This is a genomic window from Streptomyces sp. 1-11 (assembly GCF_007176755.1).
Classification (GTDB): domain Bacteria; phylum Actinomycetota; class Actinomycetes; order Streptomycetales; family Streptomycetaceae; genus Streptomyces.
On the sequence record NZ_BJTV01000008.1, the window covers coordinates 351,765 to 378,567 of the forward strand.

Annotated in this window: 15 protein-coding genes; 11 read left to right on the top strand and 4 right to left on the bottom strand. The window is 73.8% G+C overall.

The window, feature by feature from the left end; translation table 11 throughout:
- Window positions 1–195 precede the first annotated feature (195 nt).
- The 6 genes from TNCT1_RS19955 (at window position 196) to TNCT1_RS19980 (ending at window position 9,574) form a co-directional block, all read left to right on the top strand.
- The gene (locus TNCT1_RS19955) at window positions 196–4,374 is read left to right on the top strand and encodes a SpoIIE family protein phosphatase (RefSeq protein ID WP_235902740.1); all 4,179 of its coding nucleotides are present in this window, start codon (window positions 196–198) and stop codon (window positions 4,372–4,374) included.
- Window positions 4,374–4,691 carry an STAS domain-containing protein gene (locus TNCT1_RS19960; RefSeq protein ID WP_143633940.1) on the top strand — a complete coding sequence of 106 codons (318 nt, stop codon included), beginning with the start codon at window positions 4,374–4,376 and terminating at the stop codon, window positions 4,689–4,691. Before TNCT1_RS19955 ends, TNCT1_RS19960 begins: the two co-directional genes overlap by 1 nt.
- 60 nt (window positions 4,692–4,751) lie before the next feature.
- Complete coding sequence (locus TNCT1_RS19965) at window positions 4,752–5,171, top strand: STAS domain-containing protein (RefSeq protein WP_143633943.1); 420 nt, start codon at window positions 4,752–4,754, stop codon at window positions 5,169–5,171.
- Window positions 5,172–5,362: 191 nt separating this feature from the next.
- Window positions 5,363–6,220 (top strand): MEDS domain-containing protein, encoded by an 858-nt coding sequence (locus TNCT1_RS19970; protein WP_235902742.1) that lies wholly within the window; start codon window positions 5,363–5,365, stop codon window positions 6,218–6,220.
- Entirely contained in the window at window positions 6,217–7,176 is a 960-nt protein-coding gene (locus TNCT1_RS19975; RefSeq protein WP_143633946.1) for an anti-sigma factor RsbA family regulatory protein, read from the top strand. Before TNCT1_RS19970 ends, TNCT1_RS19975 begins: the two co-directional genes overlap by 4 nt.
- Window positions 7,177–7,330: 154 nt before the next feature.
- Complete coding sequence (locus tag TNCT1_RS19980) at window positions 7,331–9,574, top strand: SpoIIE family protein phosphatase (protein ID WP_235902744.1); 2,244 nt, start codon at window positions 7,331–7,333, stop codon at window positions 9,572–9,574.
- 46 nt (window positions 9,575–9,620) lie between these two features.
- Here TNCT1_RS19980 and TNCT1_RS19990 read toward each other — a convergent pair whose 3' ends face one another.
- The 4 genes from TNCT1_RS19990 to TNCT1_RS20005 form a co-directional block, all read right to left on the bottom strand.
- The gene (locus tag TNCT1_RS19990; RefSeq protein ID WP_143633950.1) at window positions 9,621–9,872 is read right to left on the bottom strand and encodes a hypothetical protein; all 252 of its coding nucleotides are present in this window, start codon (window positions 9,870–9,872) and stop codon (window positions 9,621–9,623) included.
- Between the two features lie 156 nt (window positions 9,873–10,028).
- The gene (locus TNCT1_RS19995) at window positions 10,029–10,697 is read right to left on the bottom strand and encodes a response regulator transcription factor (RefSeq protein WP_143633952.1); all 669 of its coding nucleotides are present in this window, start codon (window positions 10,695–10,697) and stop codon (window positions 10,029–10,031) included.
- On the bottom strand, window positions 10,669–11,913 hold the full coding sequence (locus TNCT1_RS20000; RefSeq protein ID WP_143633954.1) for a sensor histidine kinase: 1,245 nt from the start codon (window positions 11,911–11,913) through the stop codon (window positions 10,669–10,671). The genes TNCT1_RS19995 and TNCT1_RS20000 overlap by 29 nt, the downstream gene beginning before the upstream one ends.
- Window positions 11,914–12,110: 197 nt before the next feature.
- Window positions 12,111–12,803 carry a DUF4232 domain-containing protein gene (locus tag TNCT1_RS20005; protein WP_143633956.1) on the bottom strand — a complete coding sequence of 231 codons (693 nt, stop codon included), beginning with the start codon at window positions 12,801–12,803 and terminating at the stop codon, window positions 12,111–12,113.
- 282 nt (window positions 12,804–13,085) lie between these two features.
- On the opposite strand from TNCT1_RS20005, the gene TNCT1_RS20010 reads away from it, so the two are divergent.
- The 5 genes from TNCT1_RS20010 to TNCT1_RS20030 all read left to right on the top strand — a co-directional run.
- Window positions 13,086–15,392 (top strand): helix-turn-helix domain-containing protein, encoded by a 2,307-nt coding sequence (locus tag TNCT1_RS20010; RefSeq protein ID WP_143633957.1) that lies wholly within the window; start codon window positions 13,086–13,088, stop codon window positions 15,390–15,392.
- A 235-nt stretch (window positions 15,393–15,627) separates the two neighbouring features.
- Window positions 15,628–16,242 (top strand): helix-turn-helix domain-containing protein, encoded by a 615-nt coding sequence (locus tag TNCT1_RS20015; RefSeq protein ID WP_143633960.1) that lies wholly within the window; start codon window positions 15,628–15,630, stop codon window positions 16,240–16,242.
- A gap of 5 nt (window positions 16,243–16,247) precedes the next feature.
- On the top strand, window positions 16,248–17,645 hold the full coding sequence (locus tag TNCT1_RS20020) for an MFS transporter (RefSeq protein ID WP_235902746.1): 1,398 nt from the start codon (window positions 16,248–16,250) through the stop codon (window positions 17,643–17,645).
- A 282-nt stretch (window positions 17,646–17,927) separates the two neighbouring features.
- Window positions 17,928–24,677, top strand: coding sequence for a non-ribosomal peptide synthetase (locus tag TNCT1_RS20025; RefSeq protein WP_235902748.1), 6,750 nt, complete (start codon window positions 17,928–17,930; stop codon window positions 24,675–24,677).
- 47 nt (window positions 24,678–24,724) lie between these two features.
- On the top strand, window positions 24,725–26,803 hold a 2,079-nt coding region (locus tag TNCT1_RS20030; RefSeq protein WP_143633962.1), incomplete at its 3' end, for a condensation domain-containing protein.

A 26,803-nucleotide genomic window follows, 5' to 3' on the forward strand; every position in this document is an offset into this window, starting at 1 on the left:
TTGTTCGCGGTGTTCGCCGCGAAACCGGCCGGAGTGGTGAGGGCCGTCACTCGCGCGGGGGCGGGAGGCGCACGACGGCGTCGGGGGGCGATCCCGGGGCAGACGGGCGTGGGTACGGGTCAGGGGACGGTCGCGGACGCCATCGGCTTCGGTGAGGGCCACGGGGCTGGGCCGGCATGAAAGGAAGGGTGTCGCGTGTCACGCGCCGACGAGGCTGGAGACAGGCCGACCACAGCGGCCGGTGACGAGCTGTTCGCCGCCGACCCCGAGGTCGGCGGGGACCTCGCCCGGGTGGACTGGGGCGCCACGCCGCTCGGCCCGCCGCGGGAATGGCCGCAGAGCCTGCAGACGGCCGTCAGCATCCTGCTCTCCTCCCGGTTCCCCATGTGGATGGCCTGGGGCGAGCAGCTGACCTTCTTCTGCAACGACGCCTACCGGCGTGACACGCTCGGCCGCAAGTACCCGTGGGCGCTGGGACGGCCCGCGAGCGAGGTGTGGGCGGAGATCTGGGACGACATCGGCCCGCGCATCCGGACCGTGCTCAGCACCGGCCAGGCGACCTGGGACGAGGGCCTGCGGCTCTTCCTGGAACGCTCCGGCTACAGCGAGGAGACGTACCACACGTTCTCCTACAGCCCGCTGCGGAACGACGACGGCGCCGTGGTGGGCATGCTGTGCGTGGTCAGCGAGGAAACCGACCGGGTGATCGGCGAGCGGCGGATGGCCACGCTGCGGGACCTGGGATCCGATCCGAGCGTGATCCGCACCGAGCAGGAGGTGCTGGCCTTCGCGGACCGGCAACTGGCCCGCAACCCCCTGGACCTGCCCTTCACCCTGACCTACCTGTTCGACGGCGACACCGCCCGCCTGACCGGATCGACCGGGATACCCGCCGGACACCCGGCCGCTCCGGCCACCCTCCCGGCCACCCTCCCGGACGGCGGCACGGACGGCGTCTGGCCAGCCGCGGCCCTGCTCGGGGGAGAGACCGTGCTCGTGCCGCTCGCCGGCGACGACGCCACCGGCCTGCCCCGCGGCGACTGGCCGGAACCGCCCGTCGAGGCACTCGTCGTCCCCCTGCTGCGCCAGGGCAGCGCACCGTACGGCTTCCTCGTCGCGGCCCTCAACCGCTACCGCGTCCTGGACGAGGGGTACCGGGGCTTCGTCGAGCTGGCCGCGGGACACATCGCCTCGGGCATCGGCAGCGCCCGCAACTACGAGGCGCAGCAGCGGCGTGCCGAGGAACTGGCCGAGCTGGACCGCGCCAAGACCGCCTTCTTCTCCAACATCAGCCATGAGTTCCGCACCCCGCTGACCCTGATCATGGGCCCCCTCGAGGAACTGCGCGGCCGGCTCGGAGACGCGGACGAGCAGGTGCGGCAGGACCTCGACGCCGTGCACCGCAACGGGCTGCGGCTGGGCAAGCTGGTCAACGCGCTGCTGGACTTCTCCCGCATCGAGGCGGGGCGGATGCAGGCCCGCTACGGGCCGGTCGACCTGGCCGTGGTGACCGCCGAACTGGCCAGCGTCTTCCGGTCGGCCGTGGAGCGGGCCGGGCTCACCTTCGACGTGGACTGTCCGCCCCTGGACCAGCCGGTGCACGTCGACCTCGGCATGTGGGAGAAGGTGATCCTCAACCTGCTCAGCAACGCGCTGAAGTTCACCTTCGAAGGCGGGATCCGGGTCAGCGTGCGCGGCGAGGACGCGCACGCCGTCGTCACCGTCGCCGACACCGGCATCGGTGTGCCCGAGGCGGAGATGCCCCGGCTGTTCGAACGCTTCCACCGCATCGAGAACACCCGCTCCCGGTCGAACGAGGGCAGCGGCATCGGCCTCGCCCTGGTGCAGGAACTCGTCGGCCTGCACGGCGGCGAGATCGAGGCCGACAGCACCGAGGGCGAAGGCACCGCCTTCACCATCCGGATCCCGCTGGGCACCGCCCACCTGCCCGCGGACTCCGTGGTGGCCGCACCGGGCGGCGCCGTGCTCCCCACCGACGCCGACCCCTACGTCCTGGAGGCCCTGCGCTGGCTGCCGGGCACCGACGCGGGCGCCCCGGGGAGCACCGGGGTGCCGACCGACGCCGGCGCCGCCGACCCGGGCCCCGGGCGGACGGCCGGCGCCCGGGTGCTGGTGGCCGACGACAACGCCGACATGCGCGAGTACCTCACCCGCATCCTCGTCGCCGCGGGATACGAGGTCACCACCGTCACCGACGGCGTGGAAGCCCTCGACTCCGTGCGCCGCGGCGCGCCCGACCTCGTCATCAGCGACGTGATGATGCCCCGGCTCGACGGGCTGGAACTGGTGGAGCGGCTCCGCGGGGACGCGCGCACGGCCTCGGTGCCCGTGCTGCTGCTGTCGGCCCGGGCCGGGCAGGAGGCGTCGATCGAGGGCCTGCAGGCGGGGGCCGACGACTACCTGGTCAAGCCGTTCGTCGCCGCCGAGCTGCTGGCGCGGGTGCGCGCGAACATACTGCTGGCCCGGCTGCGCGGCCACCACCTGCGCTGGCGGGCGGCGCTCATCGACTCCCTGCAGGAGGCGTTCTTCGTCTGCGACGAGTCCGGCGCCGTCATCGAGATCAACACCGCGTTCACCGACATCCTCGGTTACGGACCCGAAGACCTCCCCTACACCCCGATCCACCCTTGGTGGCCGGACGCCGCCGCCGACCCGGAGGCGCACCGGCAGGTCGGAGACGCCTTCGCCGACCTGCTGGAACGCCCCCGCGGCTCCTGCACGGTGCCCGTCACCCACCGCGACGGGCACCGTCTGTGGGTGGCCGTCACCTGGAACAAGGCCGAGGACCCCGACACCGGTCGCCGGGTCACCGTCTGCACCTTCCGCGACGTCACCGCCGAGCACTACGCCGTCCAGCGCGAGACGGCCCTGGCCGCGCTGAGCACCTCGCTGTCCCGGGCCACCAGTCTGGCCGAGGCGCTCTCCGGGGCCCTCGCCGAACTCAAGGTCATCTGGCGTGCCCGGCAGGTGGTGGCCGCCGTCTTCGAACGCGGCGACGTACCGGCTCTCACGGCCACGGACGGGGACCTGCGGTGGGAGGACCTGCCGGCCGGGCGCCGCGACGCGCTCGCCGAAGTGCGCCGCCGGCCACCGCTGGCCCCGATGGCCGAGGACACGGGCGCCGGCGTCCTGCTGGAACACCCCGAGGGCTCGCTCGCCCTGTGGGTCGACCTGGGCGAGGACCGGCCGTTCAGCTCCGAGGACCAGTTGCTGCTGTCGCTGCTGGCCGGGCACCTCGCGCAGGGCCTGGTCCGGGCCCACCAGATCGACCAGCAGCGGGAGACCGCCATCGCGCTGCAGCGGGCCATCCTGGGTCCGGCCAGGCTCCCCGACGGCTTCGCGGTGCGCTACGAGCCCGCGACCCGGCCGCTGGAGGTGGGGGGCGACTGGTACGACACCGTCGCCCTCCCGAAGGGGCGGATCGGCATCGTCGTCGGCGACTGCGTCGGACGGGGCCTGGAGGCGGCCAGCGTCATGGGGCAGCTGCGCAGCGCCTGCCGCGCGCTGATGCTGGAGGACTCCAGCCCGGCGAAGACCCTGATGGCCCTCGACCGGTTCGCGGCCAGCGTGCCGGGCGCCCTGTGCACGACCGTGTTCTGCGGCGTCCTCGACCCCGGCACGGGCGAGCTGACCTACTCCAGCGCCGGGCACCCGCCCGGCATCATCGCGCACCCCGACGGCACCACCGCGCTGCTGGAGGAGGGCCGTTCCCTGCCGCTGGCCGTGCGGCCGGGCAGGCAGCGGCCGGAGGCCGCGTGCACCCTGCCCCCGCGTGCCACGCTGCTGCTGTACACCGACGGGCTCGTGGAGCGCCGCCGGCGCCCGCTCCACGCGGGGATCGACCAGGCGAGCAAGGCTGTGCAGGATGGCCGCGACGTCCCGCTCGACGACCTCGCCAGCGAGGTGATGGCCCGGCTCGCGCCGGCCGGCGGCTACGACGACGACGTGGCGCTGCTGCTCTACCGCCACCCGGCGCCCCTGGAGATGTCCTTCCCCGCCGAGTCCTCCCAGCTCGCGCCGGTCCGCAAGGCGCTGCGCACCTGGCTCGACGAGTGCGACCTCCCGCCCCACACCATCCAGAACGTTCTCGTCGCCGCCGGGGAGGCGTGCGCCAACGCCATCGAGCACGGCCACCGGCACGACGCGGGGGAGGGCGTGCGGCTGCGCGCCGAGGCCCTCGCCGACATCCTCCGGCTGACCGTCGCCGACAGCGGCCGGTGGAAGACCCCCCAGCCGGAGCTCAACCCGCACCGCGGCCGGGGCGTGGCCCTGATGCGGGCCATGATGCAGCAGGTGACCATCAGTCCGGGCCCCGCCGGCACCACCGTCGACATGCAGATGAGGATCGCCTGATGACCACCCCCCTTGTCGTCAACGCCGGCCGGGGCCCCGAGGGCACCCTCCGGCTCGCGGTCAGCGGCGAGATCGACATGAGCAACGCCGGCTCCCTGGCCGAGGCCCTCGCCGCGGACACCGGGCCCGTCGTCCTGGACCTGACCGAGGTGGAGTACCTCGACAGCGCCGGGCTGAGCGTGCTCTTCGCCCACGCCGACCGGCTGGAACTCGTCGTGAAGCCGCTGCTGGAGCCCGTGCTGACCGTCTCGGGCCTCATCGAGCTGGTCACCGTCCGCGGCCTCGGCCCGGAAGACGTGGCGCATCATGAACGGTGACCCGGCGGGCCCTGTGGCCCCGCCCGCGTCCGCAGTACCCGAGCCCGCCGGCCAGGAGTGATGACCAACGTGACCGAGACCCTCCGCGTGACCGTTCAGCACGCCGACGCCGACGCCGACGCCACCGCCGCCGTCGTCACCGTCGCCGGGGACATGGACCTGCACACGGCGTCCGCGCTGAGCGAGCACGCCCTGACCGTCGTGCAGGAAGGCGCCCCGAACCTGGTCCTGGACCTGGCGCAGGTCGACTTCGTCGACTCCACCGGCCTGAGCACCCTCATCAACCTCATGCACGCGACGCAGCAGGCGCACGGCTCGCTGCGCCTCGCCGCCGTCCCCGACCGCCTCGCCCGCATGGTCACCATGACCGGCATCTCCCAGCTGATCCCCGTCCACGCCACGGTCGCCGAGGCGCTGGCGGTGCGGGCCGCGGACGATCCGGCCGGCCGTGCCGCCGGCGAGGCCCGCTCCGTCGGCTGACGCCCCCGCCCAGGCCGCCGCGAGGCCGTCGAGCACCCGCGCGGTACCCCGCGAGGGCGTCGGGCAGCCGCGCGGTACCTGCCGTGACCTGGGCGGCAATACCTTGCGATAGGCTGCGTGGCGCTTATTCCTGACACATCCCGATCCGGTCGCACGAGGGAGGAGGCCCGATGTACGGCACATGGCCGCCCGTGAGCGGCGAAACCGCCGCGGACCGCCATCTCGCGGTGGACTACTCCAGCGACGCCGAGTGGGCGGACCACCTGGTGGCCTTCGTCCGGGCGGGACTGGACGGGGGCGAGCACGTGCAGTACTTCGCGGACGCCACCGATCCCGCCCTGGTCACGCGTACCCTCACGAACCGGGGCGTGGACGCCGCCGCCGCCCTGCGGCGGGGACAGCTCATGGTGGCGACCGCCGACGAGACCTACCTGGCCGGTGCCCGCTTCGATCCGGACGCGATGATCGGCCTGTGGCGGGAAGCCGTCGACGACGCCGCCGCGCGGGGATTCCGCGGCCTGCGGGCGATCGGTGAGATGTCCTGGGGCGCCCGGGACATAGCGGGCGCCGAGCGCCTGCTGGAGTACGAGTTGCGCATCCATCACGAGGTGTTCGAGCGGCTGCCCCTGCGGGCGTGGTGCTTCTACGACCGGCGCCTGCTGTCCGTCCAGGACCTGCGGGTGCTGGCGGGGGCGCACCTGGCGCGGACCGGCGCCGGCGCGGCCCGGACCGCCGGCCGGGGGGAACTGTCGGCGGCGCCTCTGGCCGGGCCGCCCGGGTTCCGGCTGGCCGGGTCGGCCGGCTACGAGAGCCGCCGGGTCGTCTCCTCGACGGCGGCCGCGCTCGCCGCGTCCCCGGCGGAGCGCGTCACGCTCGACCTGTCGGTCCTGGACCATCTCGACGTCGCGGGGCTGGCCGACCTCGCCGACGCGGCGCGCAGACGGCCCTCCGGCATACCCGTGCGTCTCCTCGGGGCCCCGCCCGCGCTCGAGCGCATGCTGGCACTCTTCCCGGAGCTGAGGGACGGCCTGGAGGTGGCCGGACGGTGACCACGAGCACCCGGCAGACCTCGGTCTCCACCCGGACCGACGCCGCCTTCAGCCACCCTGCCCTCTTCTACACCGGCGACGACGACTACGCGAAGAAAGTCGGCGACTTCGTCCGCGCGGAAGCGGCCCGCGGCCGTCCTGTGCTGGTCGCGGTCCCCGGCGGACGCCTCACACTGCTCCAGGACGCCGTCGGCGGCGGACACCAGGACGTCACCTGGGCCGATATGCGGCACGAGGGACGCAACCCGGGGCGTCTGCTGTCGCTGATCCAGCAGTTCTGCGACCGGCACGCGGACCGCCACCCCGCCGTCGTCAGCGAGCCGGTCTGGCCCGGGCGCACCCCCGCGGAGGTACGGGAGGCCACCCGCCACGAGGCGCTGACGAACCTGGCGTTCTCCGGCCGCCGCGCCGCGATCCTGTGCCCCTACGACACCGCCCTGCCCGAGGACGTGCTCGAACAGGCGCACCGCACGCATCCCGCGGTCGGCGACGGCCCCGACGGCTTCCGGCCCAGCCCGCGCTACGCGGACCCGCACGCGGTCTGCCGCGACTGCGACGCGCCTCTGCCCGAACCGGCCGACCCGGTCGTCCTGCACTTCCAGGAGGGGGACCTCGGAGCCGTACGCGACGCGGCGGCGGCCTGGGCCGAGCGGGCGGGCCTGGCCCCGCGCCGCCGCACCGACTGGCTGCTGGCCGTCAACGAGGCCACCGGCAACTCGGTGCGGCACGGCGGCGGACGAGGCACCCTGCGCCTGTGGCGCGCGGACGGCAGCGTCGTCGCCGAGGCACGGGACCGGGGACGGCTGACGGACCCGCTCGTCGGCCGGCGCCGCCCCGACCCGTTCTCCCCGAACGGCGGCCGAGGCGTCTGGATGATGCACCAGCTCTGCGACCTGGTGGAGATCCGGACGCCGCCGGCCGGTCTGGTCGTGCGCCTGCACGTAGCGCTGGCATGAGCGGACAGCCGGCCACCGGGTCACGGATTCAGCTTCGGAAGCGTAAGCCGGGCCTTTCGGGTGTATACGAGCCTGACAGGGCGCTGACCGATGTCGCGCGAGACAGTGACCTGACCGACAGACGCGGCAGGCGGTTCGGCGAGGGCAGGACGAGATGACGGCTGAGCGCGAGCGCAGCTCGACGAGCGAAGTCCGCCGGTCCGGGGAGGTGCGCGACACGGACGAGGACCTGTCGATGCTGTTCGGCACCTCGACCGCGCTGTTCGCGTCCATGGCGGGTCCCGCGCACGTCCTGGAGGCCGCCAACCCGGCCTTCTTCACGGCTATCGGCGAGGGACGGCGGGAACGCACCGGCGTCCCGCTGGCCGAGCTGATGCCCGAGCTGCCCGCCCAGGGCTTCATCGCCCTGCTGGACCAGGTGTTCCGGACGGGCACGCGGCACGTCGGCCGGGACGCCCGTGTCCTCATCGGCCCCGGCGACGAGGCCCGGGAGGCGTACTTCGACTTCACCTACGAGGCCCGCCGCGACGCCGGCGGCAACGTCATCGGGGTGCGGATGATCGGAGTGGAGACCACCCACGTCAAGCACGCCCGGCGCCTGGCCGCCGAGCAGCGCGCCCTGCTGGAGCAGATAGCCCGCCAGGCGCCGCTCTCGGACGTGCTGGACGGCATGTGCAGGTCGATCGAGGAACTGTCGCCCGAGGTGATCGTCTCCGTCCTGCTGGCCGACGAGGACGGCCGTCACCTGCGCCACGGCGCCGCCCCCAGCCTGCCCGACTTCTACAACCGGGCCATCGACGGCATCGCCACCGGCGAAGGCATGGGCTCGTGCGGCACCGCCGGGCACCGGCGCCGGACCGTGATCGTCACCGACATCGCCGCCGACCCCCTGTGGGACGAGTTCCGCGGCCTGGCCGGCCGGGCCGGACTCGCGGCGTGCTGGTCGACGCCGATCCTCGGCCGCGACGAGCAGCTCCTGGGCACCTTCGCGATGTACCACCGCACACCAAGGGCCCCGCAGGACACCGACCTGGCGCTGGCCCGGGTCATCGCCGACACCGCGGCGCTCGCCATCGAGCGGCACCGCGCGGAACAGGCCCGGCTGGCGGCCGACGCCCGGGAGAAGGCGGCCCGCGACGACCTCGCCTTCCTGCTGGCCGCCAGCACCGCCCTGTCCGGGCAGCTGGACGAGAGGCAGGTGCTCCAGCGTCTGGCCACCCTGTCCAGTCCGGTGCTGGCGCCGCTGGCCGCGGTCGACGTCCTGGAGTCCGGGCGCGTCCACCGGGTGGCGGCCGCGGCCCCGGCCGACGACGCGCGCGCCCTGCTCGCCGCCCACGTCCCGGCCCGCGACGACGAGGACGACGCCGTCGCACGGGTCCTGGCCTCGGGACTGACCGAAGTGGCCCGGCGCACCCCGACCGGCCCGGGGCCCTGGCGGGAACTCGACGTCACCGGCTACGTCTGCGTACCCCTCCTGGACCGCGGGCGGCCGTTCGGCGCGCTGACCCTGCTGGCCACCGACGCGCACCCCTTCGACGGTCATCGGGTCGCCCTGGCGGAGGAGCTGGCCCGCCGTGCCGCCTCGGCCGCCCGCAACGCCCGCCAGTACGAGCAGAGCGCGGCCCTCGCCCGCGACCTGCAGACCGGCCTGCTGCTGCCCGACCTGCCCGAGATACCCGGCGCCCGGCTGGCCGCGTTCTACCATCCGGCCGGTGAGGGACTGGAGATCGGCGGCGACTTCTACGACGTCTTCCCCCGCGGCGACGGGAGCTGGGCGTTCATCCTCGGCGACGTCTGCGGGCGCGGCGCCAAGGCGGCCACCACGACCGCGCTGGTCCGCCACACGGCGCGCGCGGTCGCCCCGCTGCTCGACGACCCCGTCGACGTCGTCAAAGCCGTCGACAAGGCGCTGAACGACCGCTACGCCCACCAGAACAACGGCTTCGTCACCCTCGTGCACGGCCACCTCGCACCCACCGCCGACGGACTCGCCGTCCACCTCGTCCGGGCCGGCCACACGCTGCCCCTGCTGCTGGACACCGACCACAGGGTCGACACGGTGGAGGCGCCCGGCGGGCTGCTGGGCATCGGCATCCCGCCCAGACTCGCCGCCCGCCGCTTCACCCTCCGCCCCGGTGAGAGCCTGTTCCTCTACACCGACGGCATCACCGAGTGCCGGACCGAGGAGAGCGAGCAGTACGGCGAAGTACGGCTGGCCAAGGCACTGGCCTCCGTGCCGCGCCGGCCGGGCGCGGCGGACATCGTCGAGGCGGTGGCCGAGGACGTCCGCCGCTACGTGGCCGGCGCCAACGTGGAGGACGACCAGGCCGCTCTCGTCATCACCGCCGACGAGCCGCCGGCGTGCCGGGACCGGGCGGACGGCACCGGGCGCGGCTGAGCCGGGCCCCGCACGCGGCGGTGCGGGTCGCGGCTCGGGGCCGGCGTCAGCAGACGCTCGCGGTCCGGCTGACCCACTGGGGCAGCGTGAGCCGCTCGGTCCCCGGAGTCGGCCGGCGACGGCGGGGCGGCACATAGCCGCCGACAAGGCGGCCGCGCTGGTCGCGGGAGGCGCCGGCGGTCAGGGAACGGCGCAGGAGGGAGAGCTGCGGCGCCACGGCCGCGAGGCAGTCGTGCTCCTGGCGGGCCGCCACCGTCGTCCGGTCGTGACCACTGTTCTGGCGGAAGCGTTCGTTCATGGTGAGACCTCCGTTCGTGATCCCACCTTCGCCCAGCGACAGCCCCTCGCGCGTCGTCCTCCCGCAGCGAATCCCGGGTACCACGGCTGCGGTACTCGGGGCGCCCTCCTACGGCCGGGACAGACGTGCCGGGTACGCGGCCCCGGACGCCCAGGCCTAAGGCAGCGCGCCGGCCAGGCCGCACTGGTAGGCGATGACCACGAGCTGGGCCCGGTCGCGTGCCGCGAGTTTGGTCATGGCCCGGTTGACGTGGGTCTTCGCCGTCAACGGGCTGACGAACAGGTGCTCGGCGATCTCGTCGTTCGACAGCCCCAGGGCCACCAGGCCGACGACATCGCGTTCCCTGCGCGTCAGGCACTCCAGCCGCTCGTGCACCTCCCCCGAGCGGGGGTCCGGCTGCGCGAGGAAACGCCGGATCAGCGCTCCGGTGGCCGCGGGCGACAGCAGCGCGTCGCCGGCGGCAACCGTGCGGACGGCCTCGACCAGCTCCTCGGGGCGCGCACCCTTGCCCAGGAAGCCGCTCGCGCCCGCGCGCAGCGCCTCGGCCACGTGCTCGTCGTCCTCGAACGTGGTGAGGATGAGCACCTTCACCGCCGCGAGGTCCTCGGACTCGCTGATCAGCCGGGTCGCTTCGAGGCCGTCCGTCCCCGGCATCCGGATGTCCATCAGCACCACGTCGGGGTGCCGGGTCCGCGCCAGCTCCACCGCCTCCTGACCGTCGGACGCCTCGCCCACCACCTCCATGTCGCCGGTGGCGTCGAACAGCATCCGGAAGGTGCCCCGCAGCAGGGCCTGGTCATCGGCAAGCAGTACGCGAATCGTCATGCCCGTCTCTCCTCGCTGTCTCACTGATCAGCCGGCCGGGCCGCAACGGCAGGTCGGCCGTCACCCGGAAGCCGCCCTCCGGGCGCGGTCCCGCGTGCAGCCGGCCTCCGACCATCGCCACCCGCTCACGCATGCCGACCAGCCCGTGCCCGGTGCCCGCGGGCGCGGGGTGGTGCCGCGCGGTCCCCCCGTCGTCCTCGACGGTGATCGTCAGCCGCTCGGGGTGGTGGTGCAGGGTCAGCCGGGCACGGTCGGCCCCGGCGTGCTTGCGCACGTTGGTCAGGGCCTCCTGGACGATGCGGTACGCGGTCAGATCGACCGCCGGTGTCAGGGGGGCGGCCGCGGCGCCGTGACGGGTGTGGTCGACGGCCAGGCCGGCCCGGGCGAAGGACGCCAGCAGCACCGGTATGTCGGCAAGACCCGGCGCGGGGCTGCGCGGCGCCACCGGATCGCCCGACTGCCGCAGCAGCCCCACGGTCACCCGGAGTTCGTCGAGCGCCGACCGGCTGGTGTCCCGGATGTCCTCCAGGGCGGTCAGCACTTGTTCCGGCTGCCGTTTCGCGAGGTGGGCGGCCACGCCGGCCTGGGCGTTGATCAGCGCGATGTGGTGCGCGACGATGTCGTGCAGCTCGCGGGCGATGCGCACCCGTTCGGCCGCCACCCGCTGCTGCGCCTCCTGCTCACGCGTGCGTTCCGCGTGCACCGCGCGTTCCTCCACGGCCGCCACGTAGGCGCGGCGCGAGCGCAGCCCGTCGCCCACGGCGGCCGGCAGCGCCGTCCAGGCCACCAGTGCCGCGTTGTCGGGGTTCAGCCAGTCCTGCGGGGCGCACAGGATGGCGGTGCCCACCAGGACGGCGGCCGAGGCGGTGGCGCTGGTCCAGGTGGTACGCCGGTCCGTGAGCAGGCCGACGGTGTAGACGGACACCAGCACCGGGCTGATCACCAGCGGACTCTCCCGGAACCCGAGGGCCAGGAAGCTCACCCCGCAGCCGAGCGCGACGGCCAGAGCGCCGACCGGGTGGCGGCGCCGCCAGACGAGTGCCGAGCAGCCGACGCCCGCCAGGACCACGGCGGTCCAGCGCCACAGGAAACGGTCCTCGTGCGGTTCGATCGAGGCGGCCACCACGGACAGCACGAACAGCACGGTCAGGCCCAGCGCGTGCACCACGCCGATCCGGCCCGGCGCCCGCCGGTTCTTGTCGCTGATCACCACCATGCCACCACCGTAGGGTCGGCAAGGGGATCGGGCATGGCGTCGTCACCCCGGCGCACCACGCGCGTATGGCCGTCCGGCCGAGCGGCCGCGACGGTACGTCAGCGGCCGCCGGGCCCGGCCGTCGCGGCGCCCGCCCAGGTCAGGGCCTGGGCGAACGCGGTGCGCGACGCCGGGGCTCCGGCGCGCGGCGGTGTGCGTCAGAAATCGTCCGCGCCGTTGCGGAGTTCGGGGGTCCAGTAGCCGGTGAGGGCCTTCGCCGGGTCGACGGCCACCCCACTGCCGGGCGCGCGGACGGCGATGACCGCGGAGTCGCCCTCCAGCACGAGGGAGAACGCCGACACGGGTTCGTTGTCCTCGTCGACCCCGCCGTCCGACAGCTTCACCAGGGCGTAGGCGGGGGCTCCCGCCGCGAGGACGACCGGCGTGGCCGGCTTGCTCTTGGCGACGGCCGGGACGTCCTGCTTGTGGCTCTCCAGGAACTGGATGTGCGGCGCACCCGCCAGCCGGCAGGAGCGGCCGGAGGTGTTCTTCGCCGTGAGGACGAGGTGGGTGTAGGGAGCGCCGCCCTGGGTGGCGGCCGTGACGGCGACGTCCCGTGCGGTGCAGACCCGGGTGGCGGCGGTCGCCTGCTCACCGGTCGAGCCCGCGGAGCCGCCGCTGCCGCCGCTGTCCGTCGAGCCCTTCGAGGCCTCGGCGTGCGCCGGGTCGGCCGTGTCCGTGGGGCCGGACGTGCCGGCCTGTCCGCCGTCCGCCGCCTTCCCGGTCGCGGAAGAGGTCGCCGCCGGGGCCGGCTCGCCGGACGCGTCGTCGCTCTGGCAGGCGGTGAGGGACAGGGCGAGGGCCGTGCCCGCGACGGCGAGCAACGAGGTGCGGTGACGCTGGAAGTTCATGGAGATATCCCCCGTGAGCGGTGCGGGGCCGCGGCACGGAGCCGGCGGCCGGGATGGTCCTGGTGATGTGGCGCGGTTCTGCCCTTGCCCGGCCGGCAGTCGGACGGCAGGGTGTGGCCGGCCGGACTCCGTCCGGCCGGGAGGGGGCGTTCGCGCGCCGGTCCTCAGTCCACCACCGGCGGTCGGCGCGTCCCAGGCGGTTTCACCGGCAGAAATGCCGTCCGTCATACTTCTGCCGGGGGGCTCGCGTCCGGACGAGCCGGATGATCGGGGACGTCTACGGTGCGCGGTGGCACGCCTTCCACTGATGACTTCGGGCAGCGGCTGCGCGTTCTGCGCGCCCGTGCCGCGCTGAGCCAGGAGGCGCTGGCCCACGCGGCCGGGGTGAGCGTCAGGGCGCTGGCCGACATGGAACGCGGGCGTACCCGGGGGCCGCAGCGCCGTACGGTCCGGGCGCTGGCCGACGCGCTGGGGCTGGACGCGGACGAGGCGGCCGGCCTGGAGGAGTCCGCCGCCCTGGGCCGTCCGCGTCCCCGGACGGCCGAGGGTCCCGCCGTGCCCGTCGCCCTGGCCCTGCCGCGTGACATCCAGGACTTCACCGCCCGCGACGCGGTCCTCGCCCGGTTACAGGATCTGGCGGGGGACACCGGTCCGGACCGGCCGGTGGTCGCCGTGGTCGCCGGACAGCCCGGGCTGGGCAAGACCGCGTTCGCGGTGCACGCCGCGCACCGTCTCGCCCCGCACTTCCCGGACGGGCAGTTCGCCCTGGACCTGCACGGCATGGACGCCGAGCCGACCGGTCCCCGTGACGCGCTGGCCCGGCTGCTGGGCGCCGTGGGGGTCGCCGACGGCGCGATCCCGGCCGGCACCGACGACCGCGCGGGCCTGTGGCGGTCCCTGGCGGCGGAGCGACGGCTGCTCCTGCTGCTGGACAACGCCGCCGACGAGGCCCAGATCGGTCCGCTGCTGCCCGGCACCGGCGCGTCGCTGACCATCGTCACCAGCCGTCAGGCCCTGGCCGGCCTGACGTCCGTCCACCGCTGCGACCTGGCGCTGCTGCGGCGCGAGGAGGCGGTGGAGATGCTGACCCGTATCGTCGGCCCGGAACGGGTGCGGGCGGAGGAGCAGGCCGCGCGCGACCTCGCCGATCTGTGCGGGCACCTGCCGCTGGCCGTCCGGATCGCCGGACAGCGGCTCCTCAGCCGGCCGCACGAGCGCCTGGGCAAGCTCGTCGACCGGCTCGCCGCCGAGGGCCGGCGACTCGACGGCCTCCAGGCCGGAAACCTGCGGGTGCGCGCCGCCTTCGCGCTCTCGTACCGGCAACTTCCCACGCAGGCGCGGACGTTCCTGCGCCGCGCCGCGCTGGCCGCCGGGGCGGACTTCAGCCCGGAGACCGGCGCGCTCCTGGCCGGGCTGACTCTGGACGAGGCGGTCGCCCGCGCCGAGGAACTGACCGACGCCGGACTGCTGCAGAGCGACCCCGCCGTCGAGCGCTACCGGTTCCACGACCTGCTCAGGCTCTACGCGGCCGAGCAGGTCGAGGCCGAGGACGGCCCCGAGGTCCGTGACGCCGCTCTCGACCGGACCGCGCGGTGGATGCTGCGCCGGGCCGCCGCCGCCGCGCTGCACTTCGACGCCGACCACGACCACACCGCGCCGTCCGGCGACCCGGACCCGGACGGCGCGCCCGCCGGCCGGGAGGCCGCGCGGGCCTGGCTGGAGGCGGAGCGGACCCAGTGGCTCGCCGCGCTCCGCCGCGCCCACGACACCGGCCGGCACCGGCAGGTCCTGGACACGGCGGAGGCCATGCACTGGTTCTCCGACCTCAACCAGCACTGGGAGCAGTGGGTGGAGGTGTTCCAGCGCTCCTCCGACTCGGCCCGGGCACTCGGCAGCAGACGGGAGGAGGCGGTCCACCTCAACTACCTCGCCTGGGCCTACAACCTCTGCGTGCACGACCCGCGGGCCGCCCTGGTGTCCGCCGACGCCGCGCTCGACGCGGCCCGTGACAGCGAGGACGGGCTGCAGCAGGGCTGGGCACTCGGGTACGGCGCGGGGGCGCTGCAGCGCCTGGGCCGGCTGTCGGAGGCCGAGACGCGGCTGCGCGATGCGGCCGGCTGCCTCGCCGGGCAGGGAGCCCCGCAGGCGAGGCTGGCCGAGCTGTCGACCCTCAACGCCCTCGGCATCCTGCTGCGCCAGACCGGCCGGGCGGCGGAAGCCCTCGACATCCACCGCCGCGGCGAACGGATCTGCCGGGCAGGGGTCCCGGGCCGGGCGGCGGAGCTGATCGCGTTCTACCACGCGGTCCACCGACAGCAGATCGGCAACGACCTGGCCGCCCTCGGGCGCTGGCAGGAGGCCGAGCCGCCGCTGCGGCAGGCCCTCGACGTCTTCGACGCCGCGCAGATGCCGTCCTGGGCCGAGCAGGCCCGGCTCGACCTGGGCCAGGTGCTCGGCGCCATGGGCCACCCGGAGGCCCGGGAGACGCTGCTCGCCGCCCGTGACGCCCTGGCAGCGCTGAGGAGCCCGCGACAGGCCGAGGCCGCCACCGCACTCGCCGAACTCGGCCAGACCGCCACCGACGGCTGAACCCGGTCCGGTCCGGTCCGGTCTGGTCGGTGCGTGCGTGCCGGCCGCTGCGCGGGCGCGGCCCCGGGCCGTACCCCGAACCCGGGCCGTACCCCGCCCCTGGGCCACTCCCGGCCCTGGTTCAGTGCGCCAGATCAAGCCACATGGCACAGGAAATCAGCCACCTCTTCGATTGCACAGACTTCTGTGCACAGAACTCTGTGCACAGAAGTCTGTGTCAACTACCTTGGGGTGCATGGAACCTCCCGAGCAGCCCTCCCAAGTGCAGCTGACCGCCCGCAACCTGCGGGGCGTCGCGCATCCGCTGCGGGTGCGGATCCTGACGGTCCTGCGCACGGAGGGGCCGGCCACGGCCACCACACTCGCCCGGCGGCTCGACCTGAACACCGGCGCGACCAGCTACCACCTGCGCCAGCTCGCCGAGTACGGCTTCATCGTCGAGGCTCCGTCCCGGGGCGGCCGGCGCGAGCGCTGGTGGCAGGCGGCGCACGTCAACACGGTCGCCCCGGACGAATCGGTGCTCGCGGGCGGCGAAGGTCTCGGCATCGCCTACCTGCAGGCGCTCGGCCGGGTCTGGTCCGAGGCGATGACGACCGCCATCGACGCGACCGCCTCGCTGCCGCCCGAGTGGCGCGACGCCCAGGAGTTCGGCGACTACGTGCTCACCCTCACCCCCGCCGAGGCCCAGGAACTCTCCGCGGAGATCCATGAGTTGCTCCGGCGCCGCAACTCCGCGCCCGAACCGGCGGGTTCACCGCTGCCCGAGGGCGCGGCGCGGGTCGCCTTCCAGTTCCAGATGTTCCGCACCAGTGCAGACCGGCACGTCTCCCACCCCACCGACTCGGAGTGAGCAAGATGACCTCTCGGCACGCGGCCGCCCAGCAGGCGGCGGACAGTGGCACACCCGCGCCCTCCCCGGACGCCCCGGCCGACGGGCCGCGGGTCCTGCGCGGACTGGTCGGCATGCTGTCGGCCAACGCGGCGGCCCTCTCGGCCAACCGGGTGCTCTCGATCGCCCTGCCCTGGTTCGTCCTCACCACGACCGGCAGCGTCGGCAAGACCGGTCTGGTCGCCTTCTGCCAGATCGTCCCCTACGTGATAGCCCAGGCGCTGGCGGGTCCCGTCATCGACCGGGTCGGCCCCAAGCGCATCAGCGTGGCCGGCGACCTGGCCTCCACCGTCGCGACGGCCACCGCCCCGTTGCTCTACCTCACCGGACACCTGTCCTTCGGCCTGCTGCTGGGGCTGCTGGCCGTCGTCGGCGCGGCGGACGGTCCGGCCAACGGGGCCAAGGGCCTCTTCGTGCCGGCGGCCACCCGCGCGGCCCGGGTGCCGCTGGAACGCGGGACCGGCCTGTCGGCGGCGGTCGAACGGACCGCGACGACCATCGGACCGGCCGTCGCCGGTGTGGTCGTCGCCTCCTTCGGCAGCCTCTACGCCCTGTGGATCACCGCCTGCCTGTTCGGCGTGTCCGCGCTGGTCGTCTCCACCACCCTGAGCGACCCGGTGCCCGAGCCGCACGAGACGCCGGTCGAGGAGACCGAGGGCTACCTCTCGCGGCTGCGCCAGGGCGCCGTGTTCCTGCGCGACGCGAAACTGCTGCGGTCCATCGTGTGCATGCTCGCCGCGACCAACCTGCTCGACCAGGCGTTCATGTCCGTGCTGCTGCCGGTCTGGGCGAAGGAGACGGGCAACGGCGCCGAGGCCATCGGACTGGTGGTCAGCGTCTTCGCCGCGACGTCGATCATCGCCGCGCTCGTGGCAGCGGGGGTGGCCGAGCGGCTGCCCCGGCGCGCCGTCTACCTGATCGGCTTCACCCTGGGCGGCGTCCCGCGCTTCGTGGCCATGGCCACCGGCGCGCCGCTGTGGCTGGTGCTGACGGTACTGGCCGTGGGCGGCCTCGGATCGGGCTTCGTCAACCCGATCGTGGGAGCCGTGACGTACGAGCTCATCCCCACCCCGCTGCTGGGCCGGGTCAAGACGCTGGCCCAGGCCGTCACCTGGGCGGGCATCCCGTTCGGAGGACTGCTGGGCGCGGGCCTGGTGACGGTGGCGGGCACCTCGGGCGCCCTGTGGATCGTGGGCGGCCTCTACCTCGTCGCCATCGGCGTGCCGGCCCTCAACCGGGAGTGGGCGGGCATGCGCAAGCGAACGGTGTCCGACACCGGCCCCACCGGCACCGCGCAGGGCGGCGAGTCCGCGGGCGGTACGGCTCCCGTGCCGGTGGAGACGGCGGTCAAGGCAGCCGCCTGAGCGGTGGCACGGCACCGGCAGCCACCTGTGCGGTGGTACGGAACCTGCGCCGGCGGGACGCTCCACCACCCGCCGGCGTAGGCCCCGTACCACCGCCTCCGCCATGGCGGAGGCAACTCATCAGCCTCGGCGCGGGGTTGACGCCCGGACGGGCAGAAGTGTCCACGTTCCGCGGGCAGAAGTAACCAGTTATCTCCTCAAGATCGCTCTGCGAGCATCGGATTCGGCTCGGTTTCCGAGAGGTTCTCGCGAACGGTCGATGACGAGGAACTGGTGGATTACATGACGACGAATCCGATGACGGCCGCGGCCTCCGGCCCGGAGGCCGGGCAGGGCGGTTTCTCACCCGCGGAAGCCCGCATCGCGGCGGTGTGGAACGCGGTGCTCGGAACCGAGGTGACCGCGGCCGAGGAAGAATTCTCCCGGCTGGGCGGAACCCGCCCGCAGGCGGCGGAAATGGCCCGCCGGATCGCGGAGGAATTCGGTTCGGAATTCGGCGCGGAAAACCTGCCGGAACCGTTGACGGTGCGGGCGGTGGCGTCGTTCCTCGCCGAGGAGGCCATGCGGCGGGCCCGCCGCCTGTTCGAGTCGGCCGACTTCGACACCGAGGACGCGGCGGACGCCATGGGCGCCCTGGTCGCGGCCGCGACCGCGACCGCGGACGACGTCCCGGTCATCCCGCGCGCGCCCCGGGACGGACGCCCGCTGCCGCTGTCGTTCGCGCAGCGCCGGCTGTGGTTCCTCGACCAGTTGGAGCCCGGCCGCGCCGAATACCTGATCCCCATGGGACTGCGCATCCGCGGCCCGCTGGACGTCGCCGCGCTGCGCGCGTCGCTGTCGGAGCTGGTCGCCCGGCACGAGGTGCTGCGCACCCGCTTCGTCAGCGACGACGACGGCAGTCCCGGCCAGGTCGTCGACCCGCCGCGGCCGCTGCCGCTCGCCGTCCACGACCTGCGGTCCGTCGCCGGGGAGGACGCCCGCGAGGAGGCGGCCACCGCGCTCGTGGACACCGAGGGCTTCCGTCCGATGGACCTCGGCACCGGACCGATGGTGCGCGCGCTGCTGATACGGCTGGCGGACGACGAGCACCTGCTCAGCCTGACGGTGCATCACATCGCCTTCGACGGCTGGTCGGCGGGGGTGCTCTCGCGGGAGCTGACCGCGCTGTACGGCGCGCGGCTCACGGGCACCGCGTCCGGACTGACCGAACCCCCGCTCCAGTACGCCGACTTCGCGGTCTGGCAGCGCGAGTGGTTCACCGGCGAGGTGCTGGCGGAGCAACTGGACTACTGGCGCGGCCGGCTGGCCGGCACCGAACCGCTGGAGCTGCCCACCGACCGCAGGCGTCCGGCGCGGCGCACCGGCAACGGCGCCATGCTCACGTTCCGCGTACCGGTGCAGACCGCCGACGGCGCCCGCAGGCTCAGCAAGGACACCGGCGCGAGCCTGTTCATGACCCTGCTCGCGGTCTTCCAGGTGGTGCTGTCGCGCTACAGCGGCCAGGAGGACATCGCGGTCGGCACCCCGATCGCGGGCCGCAACCGGGCCGAGATCGAGAACATGCTCGGCTTCTTCGTGAACACGCTGGTCATGCGCACCGACCTGTCCGGCGACCCCACGTTCACCGAGCTGCTGGCCCGGGTCAAGGACACCGCGCTCGGCGCCTACGACCACCAGGACCTGCCCTTCGAGCGCCTGGTGGAGGAGCTGGCGCCGCAGCGGGACCTGTCGCGCAATCCGCTGTTCCAGACGATGTTCGTCCTGCAGAACACCCCCGACAGCCGGTCCTGGGAACTGCCGGGCCTGACCGTCCGGCAACTCGACGTGTCCGCCCAGGACTCCAAGTTCGACTTCACCTTCTACACCACCGAGGCCGCCGACGGAGCCCTGGACGGCACCGTCGTGTACTCGACCGACCTCTTCGACGAGGCCACCATGGTGCGGCTCGCCGGGCACTTCGAGACGCTGCTGGCCGCCGCCTGCGCCACCCCGGACGCCCGGCTGTCCGAACTGCCCATGCTGACCGCCGCCGAGCGCCGGACGATCCTCGGCGAGTGGAACGGCGCCGACACCGACGCCCCGGACACGGTGACCGTGACCCGCCTGATCGAGGAGCGTGCCGCCCGCCGGCCCGACGCGCCCGCCGTGACCTGCGGCGCCGACCGGCTGACCTACCGCCAGCTCGACGAACGGGCGGAGTGGATCGCCGGCCGGCTGCGCGAGCGCGGCGCCGGGCCGGGCACCCTGGTCGCGGTCTGCCTGGACCGCGGTACGGACATGGTGTGCACGCTGCTCGGCATCCACAAGTCGGGCGCGGCGTACCTGCCGCTGGACCCGGCGTACCCCACCGACCGGCTCGCCTACATGGTCGAGGACAGCGGCGCGCCGCTGATCGTCACCCAGCCCGCGCACACCGGCCGCCTGCCCGCAGGCACGCCGGCACTGCTGCTCGACGGAACCTGGCCGCAGCGTCCGGGCACCGCCCTCGCCGGTCCGGTGGCACACGCCGGCCCGGACGACGTGGCCTACGTGATCTACACCAGCGGCTCCACCGGCCGCCCCAAGGGCGTGCAGATCACCCACGGCGCGCTGCGCGCCCGGATGCGGGAGACCTGCCGTGAACTGGGGCTCACGGCCGAGGACCGGGTCCTGCAGTTCGCGTCGATCGCGTTCGACTCGTCCGTGGGACAGATCTTCGCCCCGCTCGTCTCCGGGGCCGCCCTGGTACTGCGCGACGACGCCTGGGACCCGGGCCGGCTGGCGGCGGCGCTGCGCGAGCACCGGGTCACCGTGGCGTGGCTCACCCCGTCGGCGTTCGGGGCGCTCGCCGCCGACCTGGACGGGCCGGACGCCCTGGGCCCGGAACTGCGGCTGGTCCGGCTCGGCGGCGAGGCGCTCCAGCGGGAACAGGTCCGGCAGTGGTTCCGGCACTGCGCGGTGCCCCTGGTCAACGGATACGGTCCCACGGAGGCCGCGCAGGAGGCGACGACCGCCAGGATCACCGGCCCCGTCGACCGGGTGCCGATCGGCCGGCCGGTCGCCAACGCGAAGGTGTTCGTCGTCGACCGCCACGGCCGGCCGGTGCCGGTGGGCGTGCCGGGCGAGATGTGGATCGGCTGCCCCGGGCTGGCCCGCGGCTACCTGAACCGGCCCGACCTCACCGACGAGAAGTTCACCGTCGTGGACGTGGACGGCACGCCGCGGCGCGTCTACCGCACCGGCGACCTCGCCCGGTGGCTGCCGGACGGGCGGCTGGAGTTCGCGGGCCGCGCCGACAACCAGGTCAAACTGCGCGGCTACCGCATCGAACCGGGCGAGATCGAGACGGCGCTGCTCGCCCACCCCACGGTCGCCGGCGCCACCGTCGTGCTGCGCGAGGACGTCCCCGGCGTGCAGCGGCTGGTGGCGTACGTGGTGCCCGTGGGCCCGCTCGACGTGAGCGCGCTGCGCGCCCACCTCCAGCGCGACCTGCCGGACTACATGGTGCCCACGGCGTTCGTGCCGCTGGAGCGCATCCCGCTCACCCCGAACGGCAAGACCGACCGCCGGGCGCTTCCCGCCCCGGCCTCCGACCGGTCCGCACTGGGCGCCGCGTACACCGCGCCGCGCACGGACACCGAACGCACCGTGACCGAGGTCTGGTCCGAGGTGCTGGGCGTCGAACGGGTCGGCGCGCACGACGACTTCTTCGCGCTGGGCGGACACTCGCTGCTGGCCACCCAGGTCGTGTCACGGTTGCGCAGGCGGCTCGGCGCCGACGTGCCGGTGCGCACCCTGTTCAGCGCACCGACCCCGGCCCTGCTCGCCGCGGCCGTGACGGACCTGGACGCCGCCGGAGCCGGCCGCATCCCGGCGGCGCCCCGTGACAACGGTCCGCAGCCGCTCAGCTTCGCGCAGCAACGGCTCTGGTTCCTGGACCAGTTGGAGCCCGGCCGGGCAGAGTACCTGCTGCCCTTCGCCTTCCGCATCCACGGCCCCCTGGACCTGGACGCCCTGAACGCCGCGTTCACCGCTGTGGTGGCCCGCCACGAGATCCTGCGCACCCGGTTCGGCACGGATGCGGCCGGCTCCCCGGTACAGCTCATCGACCCGCCGCGGCCGGTGGAGGCGCTGGTACGGGACCTGCGCGGAGCGGGTGACGCCGCCGCCCGCGAGGCCGCCCTCGCCGAGGCGCTGCGCGAGGACGGACTGCGGCCGGTCGACCTCGGCGCCGGACCGGTGCTGCGCGCGCTGCTGGTGCGACTGGCCGACGAGGAGAGTGTCCTCGCGGTCACCGTGCACCACATCGCCTTCGACGGCTGGTCGGTGGGCGTGCTGGCGCGCGAGCTGTCCGCGCGGTACGCCGAAGCCGTCTCGGACCGGTCCGGCACGGCCGCGCCCGAACCGCTGCCCGTGCAGTACGCCGACTACGCGGTGTGGCAGCGCGCCTGGCTGTCCGGCGCGCCCCTGGAGCGGCAACTCGACTACTGGCGCGAGAAGCTGGGCGGCCTCGAGCCACTGGAGCTGCCCACCGACCACGCGCGGCCCGCGGAGCGCGGCGGACGCGGCGAGGTGGTCAGGTTCACGGTGCCCGCCGAGGTCGCCGCCCGCGCCCGCACCGTGTCCGCCGAGAGCGGCGCGAGCCTCTTCATGACCCTGCTGGCGGCCTTCCAGCTGCTGCTGGCCCGCTACAGCGGACAGCGGGACATCGCGGTCGGCACCCCGATCGCCGGCCGCAACCGGGCCGAGACCGAGGACCTGATCGGCTTCTTCGTCAACACGCTCGTCCTGCGCACCGATCTGTCCGGCGACCCGGCGTTCACCGAGCTGCTGGCCCGGGTCAAGGACACCGCCCTCGGCGCCTACGACCACCAGGACCTGCCCTTCGAACGCCTCGTGGAGGAACTCGCCCCCGACCGCGACCTCTCCCGCAACCCCCTGTTCCAGACGATGTTCGCACTGCAGAACACACCGGGCGCGGACGCCTGGAACCTGCCGGGCCTGTCGGCGGAACCCGTCGAAATCCCCGTTTGTGACGCCAAGTTCGACCTGTCGATGTACCTCGCGGAAGCCGCGGACGGCACACTCGACGGCGCAGTGGTCTACGCGGACGACCTGTTCACCGAGGACACCGCGCGCCGTCTGGCCGGCCACTTCACCAACCTGCTGGCCGCGGCCACGGCTCGCCCGCACAGCGCGCTGTCCGAAGTGGAGATGCTGGACGCGGGGGAGCGCCACCGCATCCTCACCGAGTGGAACGACACCGCGGCGCCCGTCCCGGCGGCCACCCTGCACCGGCTGTTCGAGCAGCGGGCGGCACAGGACCCGGACGCGGCCGCCGTCGTCTGCGGCACCGAAAGCCTGACGTACCGTCAACTCGATGAGCAGGCCAACCGCCTGGCCCACCGGCTGCGCGCAACGCCGGGGATCGGCCCGGACGTACCCGTGGGCGTCTGCCTGGAACGCTCGCCCGCCATGGTGTGGACGCTGCTGGGCATCCTGAAGGCCGGTGCCGCATACGTCCCGCTCGACCCCGAACACCCGGCGGAGCGGCTGGCGTACCTTGTGGCGGACTCGGGCGCGCCGCTGATCGTCACCGACACCGCGCACCTCGCCCTGCTGCCGGAGGGCCCGGACCTGCTGGCCGTCGACCGGGCCGCCGACCTGCCGGACACCCTGCCCACGGAGGCGCCGGAACCCGCAGCCGACCCCGGCGACCTCTGCTACCTGATCTACACCAGCGGCTCCACGGGCCGCCCGAAGGGCGTCCGCATCGAACACCGCGGAGTGGTCAACTACCTGGCCGGCATGCAGCACGCCTTCCCGCTCGCTCCGGGCGAGGGCTTCCTGCAGGCCACGCCACTGTCCTTCGACGTGTCGGCGTACGAGATCTTCTGGCCCCTGTGGCAGGGCGCCACGGTCGTGCTGGTGCCCGGTTCCGACCGGCTCGACATGGCCGAGGTGTCCCGCCTGATGCGCGCCCACCGCGTCGTCGGCCTCCACTTCGTGCCCAGCCTGCTCGACATGTTCGTCTCCCAGGTGCGGCCCGAGGACTGCACTCACTTGCGTTACGCCTTCGCCAGCGGCGAGCCGCTCCAGCCGACGCTGGTGAACCGGTTCACCGGGACCTTCCCCGGCGACCTCGTCAACCTGTACGGCGCCACCGAGGTCTCGGTGGACACGACGTACTGGCGGGCGTCGCGCACCGACCCGGCCGGACCGGTCCTCGCGGGCCGCCCCATGGTCAACCAGACCGTGTACGTCCTGGACCCGGACCGCCGTCCCGTCCCCGCCGGCGTGCTGGGCGAGGTGTACCTCGGCGGCGACAGCGTCGGGCGGGGCTACCACCAGCGGCCCGACCTCACCGCCGAGCGCTTCCTCGCCGACCCGTTCCGCGGCGGCCGGATGTACCGCACCGGCGACCTCGGCCGGTTCACCGCGGACGGCGAACTGGACCTGCTGGGACGCATCGACCGCCAGGTGAAACTGCGCGGCGTCCGGGTCGAGCTCGGCGAAATCGAGGCGACCCTGCTCACCCACGGCGCGGTCGGCGCGTGCGCGGTCGTGGTCCGGGAGGACACGCCCGCCGACAAGCGGCTGGTCGCCTACTGCGTGCCCGCGCCCGGCGGCACGGTGGACGCCGGCGCGCTGCGCGAGTGGGCCGCCGAACGCCTGCCGCGCGCCATGATGCCGTCCGCGTTCGCGATCCTGGCGGAACTGCCGCTCAACCGGAACGGCAAGGTCGACCACGCCGCACTGCCGGTCCCCGGGAACGACGTCGACAGCACGGCCGCGTACACCGCCCCCAGGGACGAGATCGAGGCGGAGATCGCTGAAATCATGGCCGCCGTGCTAGGCGTCGAACGCGTGGGAATACACGAGGGATTCTTCGAGGCCGGCGGACATTCCCTGCTCGCCATCCAGCTCGTCAATCAGGTGGAAGCGGTGACCGGAGTACGCATCGGCCTGCGGCGCCTTTTCCAGTCGCCGACCGTAACCGGCATCAAGCAACAGCTCATCGCATTGTTCGACGCGCAGGAACAGGATTCCTGAACCAGCGGCCCATTGCCCACACGAGCAGACGAAGAGGACGGAACATCATGGGCGAGAACTCGGTGGAGGCACGGCTGCTGTCCCGCATGCGGCGGCGTGCGGAAGCGGCCCGGATCGTACCCGCAGACCGGAAGGCCGGACCGCTGCCGCTGTCGTTCGCGCAGCAGCGGCTCTGGTTCCTGGACCGGCTGACGCCGGACAGCGCGGAATACCTGGTGCCGACGGTGCTGCGGGTGCGCGGCCCGCTGGACGTCCCCGCGCTGGGCACGGCGCTGTCGGGCCTGGTGGCCCGGCACGAGGTGCTGCGGACGGCCTTCCTGGCCGACGAGGACGGCACACCGCGGCAGGTGATCAGCGCACCCTGGCAGGTGGACGTCACGGTCCACGACCTGCGGGCCGAGACGGACGCGGAGACCCGAGCGGGCGAGGTGCTGCGCGCCGAGGCGACACGGCCGTTCGGCCTGGACACCGGGCGGCTCCTGCGGGCCGACGTGGTGCGGCTTGCGGACGACGACCACTTCCTGCTGCTGATGGTGCACCACATCGTGTCGGACGGCTGGTCCTCCGGGATCCTGGCCCGCGAACTGCGCGAGCTGTACGCGGCCGCCGTCACCGGGAAGGAGGCCTCGCTGCCCGAACTCCCCATCCAGTACGCCGACTTCGCCGCCTGGCAACGCGAGCGGCTCACCGGCGACGTGCTGGAGGGGCAGTTGGCCTACTGGCGCGAGCGCCTCGCCCACGTCACGCCGCTCGAACTTCCCACCGACCACCAGCGTCCGGCACAACCGAGCGGCGGCGGTGACGTGGTCACCTTCTCGGTGCCGTCGGAGGTGGCGGAGGCGCTGCGGGCGACGGCGAGCGGTCAGGGCGCGAGCCTGTTCATGGCGCTGCTGTCCCTGTTCCAGATCATCCTGGCCCGCTACTGCCGCCAGGACGACATCGCGGTCGGCACCCCGGTCGCCGGCCGCAACCGCGCCGAGACCGAGGACCTGATCGGTTTCTTCGTGAACACGCTCGTCCTGCGCACCGACCTGTCCGGCGATCCGGCGTTCACTGAGCTGCTGGCCCGGGTCAAGGACACCGCGCTCGGCGCCTACGACCACCAGGACCTGCCCTTCGAACGCCTCGTGGAAGAACTCGCCCCCGACCGCGACCTCTCCCGCAACCCCCTGTTCCAGACCATGTTCGTCCTCCAGGCGCCGGGCAGCGCGGAGGGCCAGGCATGGGAGCTTACGGGCACGCGGACCGAGCCGGTCGAGATCGAGCGGGGAGTCGCCAAGTTCGACCTGACCCTCACGGCGGTCGAGTCGGCGGACGGCCTGCGCGCGGTCCTGGAGTACCGGACGGATCTCTTCGAGCGGGCGACGATCGAGCGGATGGCCGGCCACTTCACGACCCTGGCGGCGTCGGTGGCGGCGGCGCCGGGGGCGCGGCTGTCGGAGCTGAACATGCTCACGGAGGGGGAGCGGCGGGAGATTCTGGTCGACTGGAACGGTGTCGCCGGTCCGTATCCGGAGACGGCGACGATTCATCGGCTGATCGAGGAGCGGGTTGCCGCCAGCCCCGAGGCGGTGGCTGTCACGCATGGGGAGCGCCGCTGGACGTATGGCGAGATCAATGCGCGGGCGAATCAGCTTGCTCACCATCTGCGCGGTGTTGGTGTGCGGCCGGATACGTTGGTCGCGGTGTGTCTGGATCGTTCGCCGGATCTGATCGCGGCGGTGCTGGGGATCCTGAAGGCGGGTGCGGCGTTCGTTCCGCTCGACCCGGACTATCCGACCGACCGGATCACCTACATGGTCGAGGACGCGAACGCTCCGCTGGTCATTACCAGCACCGACCTCGCCCCGCGCATCCCGGAGGAGTTCCCGCGTCTGCTGGTGGACACGCAGTGGCCGGCCGGTTCGACGGACAATCCGCAGCCTGTCGCCTCGCCGGACGACCTGGCTTATGTGATCTACACGTCGGGGTCGACGGGCAGGCCCAAGGGCGTCGCGCTGGAACACCGTGGTGTCGTCAACTACCTGCACTGGTGCGACGAGAACTACCCCGCGCACGTCCCCGGGGGTGTCGGTTCGATCCTGTATTCGTCGGTGACGTTCGACCTGACGATCACAGCCCTGTTC

Excerpts from the sequence above, each read along its gene's own strand:
- TNCT1_RS19960 (WP_143633940.1), top strand. The coding sequence starts at position 4,374 with ATGACCACCCCCCTTGTCGTCAACGCCGGCCGGGGCCCCGAGGGCACC.
- TNCT1_RS19965 (WP_143633943.1), top strand. The coding sequence starts at position 4,752 with ATGACCAACGTGACCGAGACCCTCCGCGTGACCGTTCAGCACGCCGAC.
- TNCT1_RS19980 (WP_235902744.1), top strand. The coding sequence starts at position 7,331 with ATGACGGCTGAGCGCGAGCGCAGCTCGACGAGCGAAGTCCGCCGGTCC.
- TNCT1_RS19990 (WP_143633950.1), bottom strand. The coding sequence starts at position 9,872 with ATGAACGAACGCTTCCGCCAGAACAGTGGTCACGACCGGACGACGGTG.
- TNCT1_RS19995 (WP_143633952.1), bottom strand. The coding sequence starts at position 10,697 with ATGACGATTCGCGTACTGCTTGCCGATGACCAGGCCCTGCTGCGGGGC.
- TNCT1_RS20000 (WP_143633954.1), bottom strand. The coding sequence starts at position 11,913 with ATGGTGGTGATCAGCGACAAGAACCGGCGGGCGCCGGGCCGGATCGGC.
- TNCT1_RS20005 (WP_143633956.1), bottom strand. The coding sequence starts at position 12,803 with ATGAACTTCCAGCGTCACCGCACCTCGTTGCTCGCCGTCGCGGGCACG.
- TNCT1_RS20015 (WP_143633960.1), top strand. The coding sequence starts at position 15,628 with ATGGAACCTCCCGAGCAGCCCTCCCAAGTGCAGCTGACCGCCCGCAAC.
- TNCT1_RS20020 (WP_235902746.1), top strand. The coding sequence starts at position 16,248 with ATGACCTCTCGGCACGCGGCCGCCCAGCAGGCGGCGGACAGTGGCACA.
- TNCT1_RS20025 (WP_235902748.1), top strand. The coding sequence starts at position 17,928 with ATGACGACGAATCCGATGACGGCCGCGGCCTCCGGCCCGGAGGCCGGG.